Raw genomic sequence first — 15826 nt, forward strand, 5'->3', positions numbered from 1 at the left:
GGATGAAACTGTCACGCGTGAGTGCCGTTAACTGGAACAAGATTCAGGACGATAAAGACCTGGAGGTGTGGAACCGCCTGACCAGCAACTTCTGGCTGCCGGAAAAGGTGCCGCTCTCCAATGATATTCCAGCCTGGCAGACGCTGAGCCACGCCGAACAGCAGCTGACGATCCGCGTCTTTACCGGCCTGACGCTGCTGGACACTATTCAGAATACCGTGGGTGCCCCCGCGCTGATGAGCGATGCGCTGACGCCGCACGAAGAGGCGGTGATGTCGAACATCAGCTTTATGGAGGCGGTGCACGCCCGCTCCTACAGCTCGATTTTCTCGACGCTGTGCCAGACCAAAGACGTGGACGCGGCCTACGCCTGGAGCGAAGAGAGCGCGTCATTACAGCGCAAGGCGGAGCTGGTGCTGGAGTATTACCGCGCCGACGAGCCGCTGAAGAAGAAGATCGCCAGCGTGTTCCTGGAATCCTTCCTCTTCTATTCCGGCTTCTGGCTGCCCATGTACTGGTCGAGCCGGGGCAAGCTCACCAACACCGCCGATTTGATTCGCCTCATCATCAGGGATGAAGCGGTACACGGGTATTACATCGGCTATAAGTATCAGAAAGGGCTGGAGAAAGTCAGCCCGGAAAAACGCGAGGAACTCAAAGGTTTCGCCCTCGATTTGCTGATGGATCTGTATGACAACGAGTTGAGCTATACCGAAGAGCTGTACGCCGGAACGGGCTGGGAAGAGGACGTGAAGGCGTTTCTCTGCTACAACGCGAACAAAGCGCTGATGAACCTGGGCTACGACGCGCTTTTCCCGCCGGAGATGGCGGAGGTAAACCCGGCAATCCTCGCGGCGCTGTCGCCCAATGCGGACGAAAACCACGATTTCTTCTCCGGGTCCGGATCGTCGTACGTGATGGGTAAAGCGGTGGAGACAGAAGATGAGGACTGGGATTTTTAATGTATGAATTAACGTTCATTAATTAAATATAAATCTCATTATTTCCACACCACTATTTCACCAGGAACTACACTGTAATTTCCCCGTCATATTCGCCTGAATCACACCGATTCAGGCGAATTTCCCGACGCAGCAGCAAAAAATTGAGAAAAATTCAAACCGTCCTCAGCCCTTTATTCATGGGAAATTCAGCCGTTTCGCTTGCAGCAAAATTCCGGCGTCAGGCCAACTCAGGGTTGTCTCAGATTCTCAGTATGTTAGGGTTATGCCCGTTAACAATTTACCATGGTAATCATATCGACATAAACAAATAACAGGACACTCTCTATTGCATGGCAATTAAATTAGAAGTGAAAAATCTTTATAAAATATTTGGCGAGCACCCGCAGCGCGCATTCAAATATATTGAGAAAGGCCTTTCGAAAGAGCAAATTCTGGAAAAAACCGGGCTGTCGCTTGGCGTTAAAGACGCCAGTCTGGCCATTGAAGAAGGCGAGATTTTTGTCATCATGGGGTTATCCGGTTCGGGTAAATCCACTATGGTTCGCCTTCTCAATCGCCTGATTGAACCCACCCGCGGACAGGTGCTGATTGACGGCGTGGATATCGCCAGAATCTCAGACGCAGAACTCCGCGAGGTGCGCAGAAAGAAGATCGCAATGGTGTTTCAGTCATTCGCGCTGATGCCGCATATGACGGTGCTCGATAATACCGCCTTCGGTATGGAATTAGCCGGCACGCCTGCTCAGGAACGTCAGGAAAAAGCCCTGGATGCTTTGCGTCAGGTTGGGCTGGAAAATTACGCTCATGCCTACCCGGACGAGCTTTCGGGCGGGATGCGTCAGCGCGTTGGATTAGCCCGCGCGTTAGCCATTAATCCAGACATATTATTAATGGATGAAGCCTTCTCCGCCCTCGATCCTTTAATTCGCACCGAGATGCAGGATGAGCTGGTAAAATTACAGGCCAAACACCAGCGCACCATTGTCTTTATTTCTCACGATCTCGATGAAGCCATGCGTATTGGCGACCGCATTGCCATTATGCAAAATGGCGAAGTGGTGCAGGTCGGCACGCCGGATGAAATTCTGAATAATCCGGCGAATGATTACGTGCGCACCTTCTTCCGCGGCGTGGATATTAGCCAGGTATTTAGCGCGAAAGATATTGCCCGCCGAACGCCAAACGGCATTATTCGAAAAACGCCAGGCTTCGGCCCGCGCTCCGCGCTGAAGCTGTTGCAGGATGAAGACCGTGAATACGGTTATCTGGTTGAACGCGGCAATAAATTTGTCGGCGTTGTCTCCATCGACTCTCTGAAAACCGCCCTGAGCGAAAACCAGGGAATCGATGCGGCGTTGATTGACGCTCCACTTGCCGTGGATGCCGAAACGCCGCTTAGCGAGTTGCTCTCTCACGTGGGTCAGGCGCCTTGCGCCGTGCCGGTTGTCGGTGAAGAACAACAGTACGTTGGCATCATCTCAAAACGGATGCTGCTACAGGCTTTAGATCGCGAGGGGGCAAACAATGGCTGATCAATCAAACCCATGGGGTACCACTGAAGCTGCGGACAGCGCGGCGCAATCTGCCGATGCGTGGGGTTCCACGCCCGCACCTGCCGACGGCGGCGGCGCGGCGGACTGGCTCAACAGCGCACCCGCGCCTGCGCCAGAGCATTTCAATATTATGGATCCGTTCCACAAGACGCTGATCCCGCTGGACAGCTGGGTGACAGAGGGGATCGACTGGGTCGTTACCCATTTCCGCCCGGTGTTCCAGGGGATCCGCATCCCGGTGGATTACATCCTGAACGGCTTCCAGCAGCTGATGCTGGGCATGCCGGCGCCCGTGGCGATAATCCTGTTCTCGCTGATCGCGTGGCAGTTCGGTAGCGCGGGTATGGGCATCGCCACGCTGATCTCCCTGATCGCCATCGGCGCGATTGGCGCGTGGTCTCAGGCGATGATTACCCTGGCGCTGGTGCTGACCGCCCTGCTCTTCTGCATCGTCATCGGCCTGCCGATGGGGATCTGGCTGGCGCGCAGCCCGCGGGCGGCGAAGATTATTCGTCCCCTGCTGGATGCGATGCAGACCACCCCGGCGTTCGTCTATCTGGTGCCTATCGTGATGCTGTTCGGCATCGGTAACGTGCCGGGCGTGGTGGTGACCATTATCTTCGCCCTGCCGCCAATTATTCGCCTGACGATCCTGGGCATTAACCAGGTGCCGGCGGATCTGATTGAGGCCTCGCGCTCGTTCGGCGCCAGCCCGCGTCAGATGCTGTTTAAGGTTCAGCTTCCGCTGGCGATGCCGACCATTATGGCGGGCGTTAACCAGACGCTGATGCTGGCGCTGTCCATGGTGGTGATCGCCTCGATGATCGCCGTTGGCGGTCTCGGCCAGATGGTGCTGCGCGGTATTGGCCGTCTTGATATGGGGCTGGCGACCGTCGGCGGCGTCGGAATTGTGATCCTCGCCATTATCCTTGACCGCCTGACCCAGGCTGTCGGTCGTGATTCACGCAGTCGCGGCAACCGTCGCTGGTACACCACCGGCCCTGTCGGGTTACTGACCCGCCCATTTACAAAATAAGGAACAACGATGCGACATAACGTACTTTTTGCCACAGCGTTTGCCACCCTTGTCTCCACCAGCGCGTTTGCCGCTGACCTGCCGGGCAAAGGCATTACCGTGCAGCCGGTGCAGAGCACCATTTCGGAAGAGAGCTTCCAGACCCTGATCGTCAGCCGTGCGCTGGAGAAGCTGGGCTATACGGTCAACACGCCGAGCGAAGTGGATTACAACGTGGGCTACACCTCGATTGCCTCCGGTGATGCCACCTTTACCGCCGTGAACTGGCAGCCGCTGCACGACGACATGTATGCCGCCGCAGGTGGCGATAAGAAATTCTATCGCGAAGGTACCTTCGTGACCGGCGCGGCGCAGGGTTATCTGATCGACAAGAAAACCGCTGATAAGTACCACATCACCAATATTGAGCAGCTGAAAGATCCGAAGATCGCCAGACTGTTCGACACCAACGGTGACGGCAAGGCCGATATGATGGGCTGCTCGCCGGGCTGGGGCTGCGAAGCGGTGATTAACCACCAGAACAAAGCGTTCGATCTGGCGAAAACCGTCGACGTGAGCCACGGCAACTACTCCGCGATGATGGCCGACACCATTGCCCGCTTTAAGGAAGGCAAGCCGGTGATCTACTACACCTGGACGCCTTACTGGGTGAGCGACGTGCTGAAGCCGGGCAAAGACGTGGTGTGGTTACAGGTGCCCTTCTCCTCCCTGCCGGGCGAGCAGAAAGATATCGACACCAAACTGCCGAACGGCATGAACTATGGCTTCCCGGTGAACACTATGCACATCGTGGCGAACAAAGCCTGGGCGGAGAAAAACCCGGCTGCGGCGAAGCTGTTCTCGGTGATGAAGCTGCCGCTGGCGGACATCAACGCCCAGAATGCGATGATGCACGCGGGCAAATCCTCTGAGGCGGATGTTAAGGGCCACGTGGATGGCTGGATCAAAGCCCACCAGCAGCAGTTTGATGGCTGGGTGAAAGAGGCGCTTGCGGCGCAGAAGTAAAAACACAACACAACCTTACCCCTCACCCCGGACCGTACACCCCTCTGGGGAGAGGGTTAGGGTGAGGCGATTAACCGCACAAACACACACATAACAATCCCCCAACATTCTCAATCATTGGTTATTATGTTTCCGGAAAAATAATCACTTAACTCACGATTCCTGAAACTAATGACAAAAACATCTCAGGGGCTTAGCCCCGCACTCATCCTTTTAATGTCCGTGGCAACGGGTCTGGCAGTCGCCAGCAACTATTACGCACAACCTCTGCTTGATACTATCGCGCGCGCCTTCGATCTTTCAGCCAGCTCCGCCGGCTTTATCGTCACCGCTGCGCAGCTAGGCTATGCGGCAGGGCTGCTGTTCCTTGTGCCATTGGGCGATATGTTTGAGCGCCGGATGCTTATCGTCTCTATGACGCTTCTGGCGGCAGGCGGCATGCTGATCACCGCCAGCAGCCAGTCGCTGACGATGATGATCGTCGGTACCGCGCTAACGGGGCTTTTCTCCGTCGTCGCGCAAATCCTGGTGCCTCTCGCCGCAACGCTCGCCTCGCCGGAAAAACGCGGCAAGGTGGTCGGCACTATTATGAGCGGCCTGCTGCTGGGCATTCTGCTGGCGCGAACCGTTGCGGGGCTGCTGGCAAGCCTCGGCGGCTGGCGCACCGTCTACTGGGTGGCGAGCGTATTGATGGTGGTGATGGCGCTGGCGCTGTGGCGCGGGCTGCCGAAGGTGAAGCAGGAGAACCACCTGAATTACCCGCAGCTTCTGGCCTCCGTGTTTAGCCTGTTCACGCAGGATAAACTGCTGCGCACCCGCGCTCTGCTGGGGTGTTTAACCTTCGCCAACTTCAGCATTCTCTGGACGTCGATGGCGTTTCTGCTGGCAGCACCGCCGTTCAATTATTCCGAAGGGGTGATTGGTCTGTTCGGTCTGGCCGGTGCAGCAGGTGCATTGGGCGCTCGCCCGGCAGGCGGGCTGGCTGATAAAGGTAAATCGCATATGACCACGACAGCCGGACTGATTTTGCTCCTGCTCTCCTGGGCGGCCATCTGGTATGGGCACGTCTCGGTGCTGGCGCTGATCGTCGGTATTCTGGTGCTCGATCTCACCGTACAGGGTGTTCACATCACCAACCAGACCGTGATTTACCGCGTGAAGCCCGAGGCGCGTAACCGCCTCACGGCCGGATACATGACCAGCTACTTCATTGGTGGTGCGGCGGGTTCGTTAATATCAGCGTCGGCGTGGCAGCATGCCGGCTGGTCAGGTGTGTGCGGGATAGGGGCACTCGTCGCCGCGCTTAACCTGGTTGTATGGTGGCGCGGCTATCATCGTCAGGAAGCAATTCATTAAGTTTTACATTGCTTTGGGCCTCTTAGGGTGTAAAGGGGCCCGGCAGTCTGTTAATGTAAACGTAATCATTTATCCCAGAAATTTTAATGTGGGTGACATATCTACAATTGGCATGAATAGTTCAGACCCCCGTCCCCACATCCTCTCTTCAGCGGGTTTATACCCTACGCTTTCTGTGCTCACCGGGTCACGGACTTACCCGGCGCTCTTTGATGGTGGCATTCGTTTGGCGGATATAACCGCACAAATAATTCATTTACATTATTTGTCACCATCGTTACTATATCGGCTGTAATTAATGAGGTTATGCCCAAAATGGATAGTTCGTTTACGCCCATTGAACAAATGCTTAAATTCCGCGCCAGTCGTCATGAGGACTTCCCGTATCAGGAAATCCTGCTGACCCGCCTGTGCATGCACATGCAGGGTAAGCTACTGGAAAATCGTAATAAAATGCTGAAAGCTCAAGGGATTAACGAGACGTTGTTTATGGCGTTGATTACGCTGGAGTCTCAGGAAAACCATAGCATTCAGCCTTCTGAGCTGAGCTGCGCGCTGGGATCGTCCCGTACCAATGCGACCCGTATTGCCGATGAGCTGGAAAAGCGCGGCTGGATTGAGCGCCGTGAAAGCGATAACGATCGCCGCTGCCTGCATCTGCAATTGACCGATAAAGGTCACCAGTTCCTGCGTGAGGTGCTGCCACCTCAGCACAATTGCCTGCACAAACTCTGGTCTGCCCTCAGTACTTCCGAGCGCGACCAGCTTGAGCATATCACTCGCAAGCTGCTCACCCGTCTGGACCAGATGGATGAAGAAGGCGCTGTTCTTGAGGCGCTGCGCTAACGCGACGACACGCTCAACAATCCAGATTTATATAAGAAAACCGACAGGCCAGCACGTCACACTGCTGGCCTTTCTGACAACAGGTCGGCTCAGCCGATGTGAAAATAAGAAGATCGTGGAGAACAACAATGAGCGCAAATGCGGAGAGCACTACCCCGCAGCAACCGGCCAATAAGAAAGGCAAACGTAAAAGTGCCCTTCTTCTGTTGACCTTGCTCTTTATTATTATTGCCGTGGCATATGGGATCTATTGGTTTTTAGTATTGCGTCATGCAGAAGAGACTGACGACGCATACGTGGCAGGGAACCAGGTACAGATTATGGCGCAGGTGTCGGGCAGCGTGACGAAAGTCTGGGCTGACAATACCGACTTTGTGCAAAAAGGTGATGTGTTGGTGACCCTCGATCCAACCGACGCCCAGCAGGCCTTTGAGAAAGCCCAGACCGCGCTGGCCTCCAGCGTCCGTCAGACCCGCCAGCTGATGATCAACAGTAAACAGCTGCAGGCCAATATCGACGTGCAGAAAACCGCACTCGCGCAGGCGCAGAGCGACCTGAACCGCCGTGTACCGCTCGGCACCGCTAACCTGATTGGCCGTGAAGAGCTGCAGCACGCGCGCGACGCGGTTGCCAGTGCCCAGGCACAGCTGGACGTGGCGATTCAACAGTACAACGCCAACCAGGCGATGGTGCTCGGCACCAGCCTCGAAAACCAGCCCGCCGTACAACAGGCGGCGACTGAAGTACGCAACGCATGGCTTGCCCTGCAGCGTACCAAAATCGTCAGCCCGATGACCGGCTACGTCTCCCGCCGTTCCGTCCAGCCAGGGGCGCAGATTAGCCCGACCACGCCGCTGATGGCGGTCGTGCCGGCAGACAACCTGTGGGTAGACGCCAACTTTAAAGAGACGCAGCTCGCTCATATGCGTATCGGCCAGACCGCGACGGTCGTCAGCGACATCTACGGCGATGACGTGAAGTACACCGGGAAAGTGGTGGGTCTGGATATGGGGACCGGCAGCGCTTTCTCCCTGCTGCCTGCGCAAAACGCCACCGGTAACTGGATTAAAGTGGTTCAGCGTCTGCCCGTGCGTATCGAGCTGGATGCCAAACAGCTGGCGGATCACCCGCTGCGTATCGGCCTCTCCACGCTTGTGACGGTCGATACCGCCAACCGCGACGGTCAGATCCTGGCAAGCCAGGTGCGTAGCAGCCCGGTTTATGAAAGTAACGCCCGTGAAATTAGCCTCGATCCGGTCAACAAACTGATCGATGACATCGTGAAGGCAAACGCCGGTTAATCCGAAGGTGAGCGTTATGCAACAGCAAAAGCCGCAAAAACCGCTGGAAGGCGCGCAGCTGGTCATTATGACCATTGCGCTGTCGCTGGCGACATTCATGCAGGTGCTGGACTCCACCATCGCAAACGTGGCGATCCCAACCATCGCCGGCAACCTTGGCTCGTCGCTGAGCCAGGGGACCTGGGTCATTACTTCGTTTGGGGTGGCAAACGCCATCTCCATCCCTATCACCGGCTGGCTGGCGAAGCGCGTCGGTGAGGTGAAGCTGTTCCTCTGGTCCACGGTAGCGTTTGTTCTTGCCTCCTGGGCGTGCGGCATGTCCAGCAGCCTGACGATGCTGATTTTCTTCCGCGTCATTCAGGGGATTGTCGCCGGGCCGCTGATCCCGCTGTCGCAGAGTTTGCTGCTGAGCAACTACCCCCCAGCAAAACGTTCGGTCGCGCTGGCGCTGTGGTCAATGACCGTTATCGTCGCGCCTATCTGCGGACCGATTCTGGGCGGGTACATCAGCGATAACTACCACTGGGGCTGGATCTTCTTTATCAACGTACCGATTGGCGCCGTCGTGGTATTGATGACGCTGCAGTCGCTGCGGGGACGAGAGACGCGTACCGAACAGCGCCGTATCGACAGCATCGGGCTGGCGCTGCTGATCCTGGGTATCGGCAGTCTGCAGATCATGCTCGACCGCGGTAAAGAGCTCGACTGGTTCAACTCGCAGGAGATCATCATCCTGACCATTGTCGCGGTGGTGTCGATAAGCTTCCTGATTGTCTGGGAGCTGACGGACGACAACCCGATTGTCGATCTCTCGCTCTTCAAATCGCGAAACTTCACCATCGGCTGCCTGTGTATCAGCCTCGCCTATATGCTCTACTTCGGCGCGATTGTTCTGCTGCCGCAGCTGTTGCAGGAGGTGTATGGCTATACCGCGACCTGGGCAGGGCTGGCCTCGGCGCCCGTTGGGGTGATCCCGGTTCTGCTGTCGCCGATTATTGGCCGCTTCGCCCACAAGCTCGACATGCGTCGGCTGGTGACGTTCAGCTTCATTATGTACGCCGTGTGCTTCTACTGGCGCGCGTATACCTTTGAGCCGGGAATGGACTTTGGCGCCTCGGCGTGGCCGCAGTTCATTCAGGGCTTTGCGGTGGCGTGCTTCTTTATGCCGCTGACCACCATTACGCTCTCTGGCCTGCCGCCTGAGCGTCTGGCGGCGGCATCAAGCCTGTCGAACTTCACCCGTACGCTAGCAGGTTCCATCGGGACGTCGATCACCACCACCCTGTGGACCAACCGTGAATCGATGCACCACGCCCAGCTGACCGAAGCGGTGAACCCGTACAATCCGAATGCCCAGCAGATGTACAGTCAGCTTCAGGGCATGGGGATGACGGAGCAGCAGGCATCCGGCTGGATTGCCCAGCAGATCACCAACCAGGGGCTGATTATCTCGGCAAACGAGATTTTCTGGATATCGGCGGGGATCTTCATCGTCCTGCTGGGGCTGGTGTGGTTTGCCAGACCGCCGTTTGGCGCCGGTGGCGGCGGCGGAGGGGCGCACTAATTCGCGTTGTCCAGAACGCGACAGCGATTGTCAGTTTCGATAAAGCAGCGCTCCTGAAATCACTTCACGATAGTGAAAAGACAACAGGAGCGCATCATGCTGAACACACCCGCCGACAAATACCAGCCTTATCCCACCGTTTCATTGCCCGACCGCCGCTGGCCGGAGCAGACCATCACCCGCGCGCCGCGCTGGCTTTCGACAGACTTACGCGACGGCAACCAGGCGCTTGCCGAGCCGATGGACAGCGCGCGCAAGCTGCAGTTCTGGGATTTGCTGCTGGGCTGCGGATTTAAAGAGATTGAGGTCGCCTTCCCGTCCGCCTCGCAGACCGACTTCAACTTTGTCCGCCAGCTTATCGAAGAGAACCGCATTCCGGATGACGTCACGATTCAGGTGTTAACACAGGCGCGGGAAGATCTCATCCATCGTACTTTTGAATCCCTGCGCGGCGCGAAGCAGGCCACTGTCCACCTGTATAACGCCACCGCCCCGCTGTTCCGCCGCCTGGTGTTCGGCATGGAGAAAGCGCAGATCGTCGAGCTGGCCACCCGCGCCACGCGGCTTATCCGCCAGCTTTGTGAAGAGAACCCTGAAACCCGCTGGCAGTACGAGTACTCCCCGGAAACCTTCTGCTTTACCGAGCCGGAGTTTGCGCTGGAGATTTGTGAAGCCGTAGCGGAGATCTGGCAGCCGTGCGATGAACGGCCAATGGTGATCAACTTACCCGCTACCGTCGAGGTCAGTACGCCGAACGTCTATGCCGACCAGATCGAGTATTTCTGCCGCCACTTCAGCCGCCGCCGCGACGTGTGCATCAGCGTGCATCCGCATAACGACCGCGGAACGGGCGTCGCCAGCGCGGAGCTGGCGGTGATGGCCGGGGCCGACCGCGTGGAGGGCTGCCTTTTTGGCAACGGCGAACGCACGGGCAACGTTTGCCTGGTAACGCTGGCGATGAACCTCTACAGCCAGGGCATTAGTCCCAATCTGGACTTTAGCGATATGAATCGGGTGGTCGAAACGGTAGAGGCCTGCAACCAGTTGCCTGTCCATCCGCGCCATCCGTGGGCAGGACGGCTGGCCTATACCGCCTTCTCCGGCTCGCACCAGGACGCCATCAAGAAAGGCTTTGATGCCCGCAGGCATGGCGATCGCTGGGAGATGCCCTATCTGCCCGTCGATCCGCAGGACATCGGCTGCACCTACGAAGCGGTGATCCGCGTGAACAGCCAGTCAGGAAAAAGCGGCAGCGCCTGGCTTATTGAGCAAAACCACGGCCTGAAGCTGCCCCGCGCCCTGCAGCAGGATTTTAGCCAGCACGTGCAGCAGGAAACGGATCGCCACGGGAAAGAAATGACGCAGAACGCACTGTGGCAGCTTTTCCGCACCCGCTACGGGCTGGTAACGACGCCGCAGCTGGCGCTGCAATCCTACCGCAGCGACGGCCAGCAGGACGGCCAGCTGCGGCTGACGGCAAGCGTTGTCACGCAGGGGGGAACGCGCCAGCTGGAGGGTCAGGGCAACGGTCTGCTCTCCGCTGCCGCGCAGGGCCTGAGCCGCTGGGTCAACGCGCCGTTTGTGATTAAGGATTATCACGAACATACGCTGGGCGAACGCAGCGACAGCCGCTCGGTGGCCTATATCCGCTGCCTGTTCCAGGACGGCACCAGCAGCTGGGGCGTGGGCATTGACAGCGACGTGGCGCGCGCGTCGCTTCAGGCGCTGTTTAACGCGGTCAGTCGTTCTTAAAGTAATCGCTGGGTGAGATACCCATCGCCCGGCGGAACATCGCCGTAAAGGCGCTGTGGCTGCCGTATCCCAGATCCAGCGCCACGCGCAGCACCGGCTGGCCCTGCGCCAGCCGCACTAAGGCTTCCAGCAGGCGCGCCCTTCTCACCCACTCGCCGTAGCTTAACCCGGTCTGCTGCTGAAAATGGCGGTTCAGCGTACGCTCGCTCATGCCGAGCAAGCTCGCGCTCTGTTGACCGCTCCAGCTTTCACCTGGTAACTGACGGACCTGCCGACACAGCTGGCGTAACGCTTCACTTTCCGGTTCCGGCAGGTGAAACGGCAGCACCGGCATGATGCGAATTTCATCCAGAATGAGCTCATACACGCGCTCGTCACGGCTTCCCGGCGAGTACGACTCAGGTAGCGTCAGGGAGGTGAGGATCAGCTCACGCAGCAGCGGGGAGATCTGCACGATCTGACAGGTCGCCGGGAGATCGGCTCGCGCCAGCGGATCGATAAACAGCGTGCGGGCTGCAACGTTGCCGGTGATGCGAAGCGAGTGCTGTGTCCCCGCCGGTAGCCAGACGCCGCGCCCGGGCGGCACTACCCAGCAGCCGGATGCGGTATCGACCCGCACGACGCCCGTCAGGCTGTGCAGCAGCTGCGCGCAGTCGTGCTCATGCCACGGCTCGCTATCGCCATGAGCATAATCATGCGAAAACGGCACAAGTGGGCGATGGGTAAAGGAGAAGGTGGTGGTTGTCGTCATGAGGATTGTAGGCCCGGCCAGCGAAGCGCCACCGGGCATCCACAGGCACAATACTAGATGTGCAGTTCCTGCAGTTTTTCTTTTGGCAGGGCCAGCTCTTCATTGCTGTTCACGCGAACGTCACGCTCGATGATGTGACGGGCAATTTCCTGGGCTTCTTCCAGAGAGTGCATCTGGTAAGTGCCGCACTGGTAAACGTTCAGCTCAGGGATCTGGTTCTGCTCTTTCACTTTCAGCACGTCTTCCATCGCCGCTTTCCACGCATCGGCGACGCGTTTCTCTTCAGGCTGACCAATCAGGCTCATGTAGAAGCCGGTACGGCAGCCCATCGGAGAGATGTCGATGATCTCAACGCCGTTGCCGTTCAGGTGGTCACGCATGAAACCGGCGAACAGGTGTTCCAGGGTGTGAATGCCTTTCTCCGGCATCACTTCTTTATTCGGCACGCAGAAGCGCAGATCGAAGACGGTGATCGTGTCGCCGTGCGGGGTGTGCATGGTCTTCGCCACGCGGACTGCAGGTGCTTCCATACGGGTATGGTCGACAGTAAAGCTATCTAATAACGGCATACGTCACCTCCGATAGTGATTTTTTTTAAAATAAACTGAACTCTTCTACAGAATGCACGTCTGAGTATATGAAAGACGCGCATTTGTTATCATCATCCCTGAATTCAGAGATGTATATTTTGGCCACAGCGATGTGGCCTTTTTCTTTTCTGCTTAAGCCTGCTTCGCCAGAAACGCCTCAAACGACTCCGTATCCGCCGCTTCAACCTCTTTCTGACGCACCAGGGACGCGTCGCGCTCCGCGACAAAATCCGCTTCGCTCAGGATCTCTAACGGCTCCTGCATCAGCATCTCACGGTACTCCGCTGAGAGTGAACGCCCTGTGCCGCCAATCCCCTGCTCGATCATGGTGCGCAAAATGCGCGCAGAGAACGTCAGTTCCGGGTTATCAAAGCATTCCACCAGCTGGTCGCAAATCTGTTGATACGCGTCGCCGCCGTCGATGCTGTCCAGGGTGCGGGCAACACGCTTCAGGTCACGGAACAGATCCTTACCAACCTTAGCCAGCGGGAACTGCGCCGTTTCGCAGCCAATACCCAGCGTCAGACCCGGTTTACGGCCTTCCAGAATCACGCGGTTCCAGTTCGTGCGCGTACAAAGCAGTTCGTCTGAACTCATTTCCGGCGCATCCGCCAGCGCGCACCAGACCATAAACAGATCCAGGAAGCGAACCTGCTGCTCGTCAACGCCAATCGGTGAGAACGGGTTGATGTCCAGCGAGCGCACTTCAATGTATTCAATGCCGCCGCGCTGCAGCGCATCCGACGGCGTTTCACCGCTGCGCGTCACGCGCTTCGGACGAATTGGCGCATACAGTTCGTTTTCAATCTGCAATACGTTGCTGTTGATTTGCAGGCGCTTTCCGTCTTTTTCGAGGCCGATTTTCGCGTACTCTTCCGACGGAGTTTTAATCGCCCGCTTCAATCCTGCCACATATTCGTGCAATTCGTTAAACGTAATACCGAGATTGCTTTGCGATTTATTGGTATAGCCCAGATCGCTCATGCGCAGAGAAGTCGCGTACGGGAGATAGTACATTCCGCACTCGGTTTTTTCGAACGGCAGCGTGGTCGGTTTCCCCTGCAGGAACGATGAACAAATGGCAGGCGACGCGCCAAACAGATACGGAATCACCCAGCCAAAACGGTAATAGTTGCGGATCAGACGGAAATAACCGGCGGAGATCGCTTCTTTATCCGTTTCTCCCCCCTTCGCCTGCCAGAACGCCATCGGCAAAGAGAAATTGTAGTGCACGCCAGAGATCGTCTGCATCAGCGCGCCGTAGCGATTTTTAAGACCTTCGCGATAGAGCGTTTTCAGCCGACCAATGTTTGACGTGCCGTACTGCGCCAGCTCAATCTCCTGGCCCTGCTCGATATAGCACGGCATGCTGAGCGGCCACATACGCTCATCGCCGAGATTGCGCGAGGTGTAGCGATGGATGTCGCGCAGGATCGTCAGCATATGATCAATATCGCCGTCCACCGGCGTAATGAACTCCAGTAGCGCTTCAGCGAAATCGGTTGTGATCCATTTATGTGTCAGCGCCGAGCCTAACGCCTTCGGGTGACCCGTCGTCGCTAAGCTACCGTCCGCGTTAACGCGCAGCGTTTCACGCTCAAGACCACGCTGAATACCCTTCAGAGCCTGAGGGTGGTTTTCCAGCCAGGCCAGCGCCTGAGATACGTCCGGGATCAAATTGACCTCCCGCCTGTCAAAGTAATGTTACTCAGCATAATTGTAATGGTTGACGATTGAAGGTCGCGTATTCATTCCACCAATTAGTGCCACCACGTCATACCCTGTAGTGTTGCCCACGCCACGAGAACATAGCGCAACGCCTTGCCAAGGCACAAAAAAAAGAGCACCGGTCCCCAGGAGATGCGCATCCATCCCGCCAGCAGACACAGTAAATCGCCTATTACAGGCATCCAGCTTAATAACAGCGTGGCAGCGCCATAGCGTTTTAGCCAGCCGACTGCCTTTTCCTGCCAGCGCGATTTTTCGCGCAGCGGAAAGAAACGCCCAAGAATAACGTTAGTCAGCCCTCCAAGGCTATTACCCATTGTTGCTATTAATACAAGCAGCCAGGGCTGACTAACGCCGGACAACAGCATCGCCACCAGTACCACTTCCGAATTTCCCGGTAACAGCGTGGCGCTTAGAAAACTGCTGGCGAATAATGAGGCAAGTGACAGCGCGTCACTCACAGTAAGCGCACATCCACCGCCGCCATTCCGGCATCACGCGCGGCCTGAATACCGAAGTCGGCATCTTCAAACACGACGCATTTTGCCGCCGGTACGCCCATTAATTCTGCGCAAAGCAGGAAGGTGTCCGGCGCGGGCTTGTGATTTTTAACATGATCGGCGGCCACCACGGCAGAAAAATAGTGGCGCAGGCCAAGATGGTTGAGCAACGCTTCTGCTATCGCGCTCTCGCTGCCCGTCCCGACAGACATCGGGCGACGCCCGTGCCACTCTTTTACCACATCAATCAGTGGCAGAGGGCGTACGGTATCTAAAAGCATGGCTTTTACCGCATCGGTTTTTTCACGCGCGAGAAGGTGTGGGTCGAGATCGGCCTGATTCAGTTCAATCACGGCCTGCGCAATACGCCAGGTTGGGGATCCGTTGAGGGCAATCATCGCCTGAAGGTCGAAACGCATGCCGTAGCGGCCAAGGACCTCGGTCCAGGCTTGACGATGCGTGGGTTCAGTATCCAGGATGGTGCCATCCATGTCGAAGATCAAACCGTCATACTGTGCGTACATCGTGCTCTCGCTAAACGATTAACAAAGCATTACTTTATCGTAAAAGGGGGTTTTTGTCGCTGATTGAGAAGTGATAACTACGAGAGTGATTAAGAACTAAACATCGAAGGGAATAACAGAAGGGATGGTGCATCCGGGAGGATTCGAACCTCCGACCGCTCGGTTCGTAGCCGAGTACTCTATCCAGCTGAGCTACGGATGCATCGGGGAAATGCTTTTAGAAACAGTAAATGGTGCATCCGGGAGGATTACTCGGCTGCGCCTCGCCCTTCGGGCCGTTGCTAAAGCAACGTTATCCTCCCTGGTGCTTGCGATTAACTCGCAGACCTTGAAAAAACAGCATCGCTGTTATCTC

14 protein-coding genes and 1 tRNA gene are annotated in these 15826 nt (G+C 56.9%); 9 read left to right on the forward strand and 6 right to left on the reverse strand.

Features of this window, described 5'->3' with window-relative positions; translation table 11 throughout:
• The first annotated feature begins 2 nt into the window (after positions 1 to 2).
• The 9 genes from nrdF (at position 3) to leuA (ending at position 11378) form a co-directional block, all read left to right on the forward strand.
• Positions 3 to 962, forward strand: a complete 960-nt coding sequence (gene nrdF / locus IM295_RS01335) for a class 1b ribonucleoside-diphosphate reductase subunit beta (RefSeq protein ID WP_045260892.1) — start codon at positions 3 to 5, stop codon at positions 960 to 962.
• Between the two features lie 332 nt (positions 963 to 1294).
• The gene (gene proV / locus IM295_RS01340) at positions 1295 to 2497 is read left to right on the forward strand and encodes a glycine betaine/L-proline ABC transporter ATP-binding protein ProV (RefSeq protein ID WP_045260893.1); all 1203 of its coding nucleotides are present in this window, start codon (positions 1295 to 1297) and stop codon (positions 2495 to 2497) included.
• Complete coding sequence (gene proW / locus IM295_RS01345; RefSeq protein WP_047367515.1) at positions 2490 to 3554, forward strand: glycine betaine/L-proline ABC transporter permease ProW; 1065 nt, start codon at positions 2490 to 2492, stop codon at positions 3552 to 3554. The genes proV and proW overlap by 8 nt, the downstream gene beginning before the upstream one ends.
• 9 nt (positions 3555 to 3563) lie before the next feature.
• Entirely contained in the window at positions 3564 to 4559 is a 996-nt protein-coding gene (proX, locus tag IM295_RS01350) for a glycine betaine/L-proline ABC transporter substrate-binding protein ProX (RefSeq protein ID WP_045260894.1), read from the forward strand.
• 171 nt (positions 4560 to 4730) lie between these two features.
• Complete coding sequence (locus tag IM295_RS01355; protein ID WP_028014180.1) at positions 4731 to 5915, forward strand: MFS transporter; 1185 nt, start codon at positions 4731 to 4733, stop codon at positions 5913 to 5915.
• Positions 5916 to 6230: 315 nt separating this feature from the next.
• On the forward strand, positions 6231 to 6761 hold the full coding sequence (gene mprA / locus IM295_RS01360) for a transcriptional repressor MprA (RefSeq protein ID WP_041911975.1): 531 nt from the start codon (positions 6231 to 6233) through the stop codon (positions 6759 to 6761).
• A 128-nt stretch (positions 6762 to 6889) separates the two neighbouring features.
• Positions 6890 to 8062, forward strand: a complete 1173-nt coding sequence (emrA, locus tag IM295_RS01365; protein ID WP_021241959.1) for a multidrug efflux MFS transporter periplasmic adaptor subunit EmrA — start codon at positions 6890 to 6892, stop codon at positions 8060 to 8062.
• 16 nt (positions 8063 to 8078) lie between these two features.
• A complete protein-coding gene (gene emrB, locus IM295_RS01370) occupies positions 8079 to 9626 on the forward strand; it encodes a multidrug efflux MFS transporter permease subunit EmrB (RefSeq protein ID WP_028014182.1) in 1548 nt (515 codons plus the stop codon).
• Between the two features lie 96 nt (positions 9627 to 9722).
• Positions 9723 to 11378, forward strand: coding sequence for a 2-isopropylmalate synthase (gene leuA, locus IM295_RS01375; protein ID WP_193066114.1), 1656 nt, complete (start codon positions 9723 to 9725; stop codon positions 11376 to 11378).
• On the opposite strand, the gene IM295_RS01380 is transcribed toward leuA, so the two are convergent.
• The 6 genes from IM295_RS01380 to IM295_RS01405 form a co-directional block, all read right to left on the reverse strand.
• On the reverse strand, positions 11365 to 12129 hold the full coding sequence (locus tag IM295_RS01380) for a helix-turn-helix domain-containing protein (protein WP_045260898.1): 765 nt from the start codon (positions 12127 to 12129) through the stop codon (positions 11365 to 11367). The genes leuA and IM295_RS01380 overlap by 14 nt on opposite strands.
• 53 nt (positions 12130 to 12182) lie before the next feature.
• A complete protein-coding gene (gene luxS / locus IM295_RS01385; RefSeq protein ID WP_008499539.1) occupies positions 12183 to 12698 on the reverse strand; it encodes an S-ribosylhomocysteine lyase in 516 nt (171 codons plus the stop codon).
• 153 nt (positions 12699 to 12851) lie between these two features.
• Entirely contained in the window at positions 12852 to 14396 is a 1545-nt protein-coding gene (gene gshA, locus IM295_RS01390) for a glutamate--cysteine ligase (RefSeq protein WP_193066115.1), read from the reverse strand.
• An 83-nt stretch (positions 14397 to 14479) separates the two neighbouring features.
• A complete protein-coding gene (locus tag IM295_RS01395; RefSeq protein ID WP_008499541.1) occupies positions 14480 to 14908 on the reverse strand; it encodes a YqaA family protein in 429 nt (142 codons plus the stop codon).
• The gene (gene yqaB / locus IM295_RS01400) at positions 14905 to 15471 is read right to left on the reverse strand and encodes a fructose-1-phosphate/6-phosphogluconate phosphatase (protein WP_028014186.1); all 567 of its coding nucleotides are present in this window, start codon (positions 15469 to 15471) and stop codon (positions 14905 to 14907) included. The genes IM295_RS01395 and yqaB overlap by 4 nt, the downstream gene beginning before the upstream one ends.
• Before the next feature lie 125 nt (positions 15472 to 15596).
• A tRNA-Arg gene (locus IM295_RS01405) sits at positions 15597 to 15673 on the reverse strand.
• Between the last annotated feature and the right edge of the window lie 153 nt (positions 15674 to 15826).

The sequence above is a fragment of the Enterobacter cloacae complex sp. P14RS genome (genome assembly GCF_014895895.1).
Lineage (GTDB): Bacteria > Pseudomonadota > Gammaproteobacteria > Enterobacterales > Enterobacteriaceae > Enterobacter > Enterobacter bugandensis.

What these genes read in the sequence shown, in the direction of transcription:
- nrdF (WP_045260892.1), top strand. Translation starts at nt 3, where the DNA reads ATGAAACTGTCACGCGTGAGTGCCGTTAACTGGAACAAGATTCAGGAC.
- proV (WP_045260893.1), top strand. Translation starts at nt 1,295, where the DNA reads ATGGCAATTAAATTAGAAGTGAAAAATCTTTATAAAATATTTGGCGAG.
- proW (WP_047367515.1), top strand. Translation starts at nt 2,490, where the DNA reads ATGGCTGATCAATCAAACCCATGGGGTACCACTGAAGCTGCGGACAGC.
- proX (WP_045260894.1), top strand. Translation starts at nt 3,564, where the DNA reads ATGCGACATAACGTACTTTTTGCCACAGCGTTTGCCACCCTTGTCTCC.
- IM295_RS01355 (WP_028014180.1), top strand. Translation starts at nt 4,731, where the DNA reads ATGACAAAAACATCTCAGGGGCTTAGCCCCGCACTCATCCTTTTAATG.
- mprA (WP_041911975.1), top strand. Translation starts at nt 6,231, where the DNA reads ATGGATAGTTCGTTTACGCCCATTGAACAAATGCTTAAATTCCGCGCC.
- emrA (WP_021241959.1), top strand. Translation starts at nt 6,890, where the DNA reads ATGAGCGCAAATGCGGAGAGCACTACCCCGCAGCAACCGGCCAATAAG.
- emrB (WP_028014182.1), top strand. Translation starts at nt 8,079, where the DNA reads ATGCAACAGCAAAAGCCGCAAAAACCGCTGGAAGGCGCGCAGCTGGTC.
- leuA (WP_193066114.1), top strand. Translation starts at nt 9,723, where the DNA reads ATGCTGAACACACCCGCCGACAAATACCAGCCTTATCCCACCGTTTCA.
- IM295_RS01380 (WP_045260898.1), bottom strand. Translation starts at nt 12,129, where the DNA reads ATGACGACAACCACCACCTTCTCCTTTACCCATCGCCCACTTGTGCCG.
- luxS (WP_008499539.1), bottom strand. Translation starts at nt 12,698, where the DNA reads ATGCCGTTATTAGATAGCTTTACTGTCGACCATACCCGTATGGAAGCA.
- yqaB (WP_028014186.1), bottom strand. Translation starts at nt 15,471, where the DNA reads ATGTACGCACAGTATGACGGTTTGATCTTCGACATGGATGGCACCATC.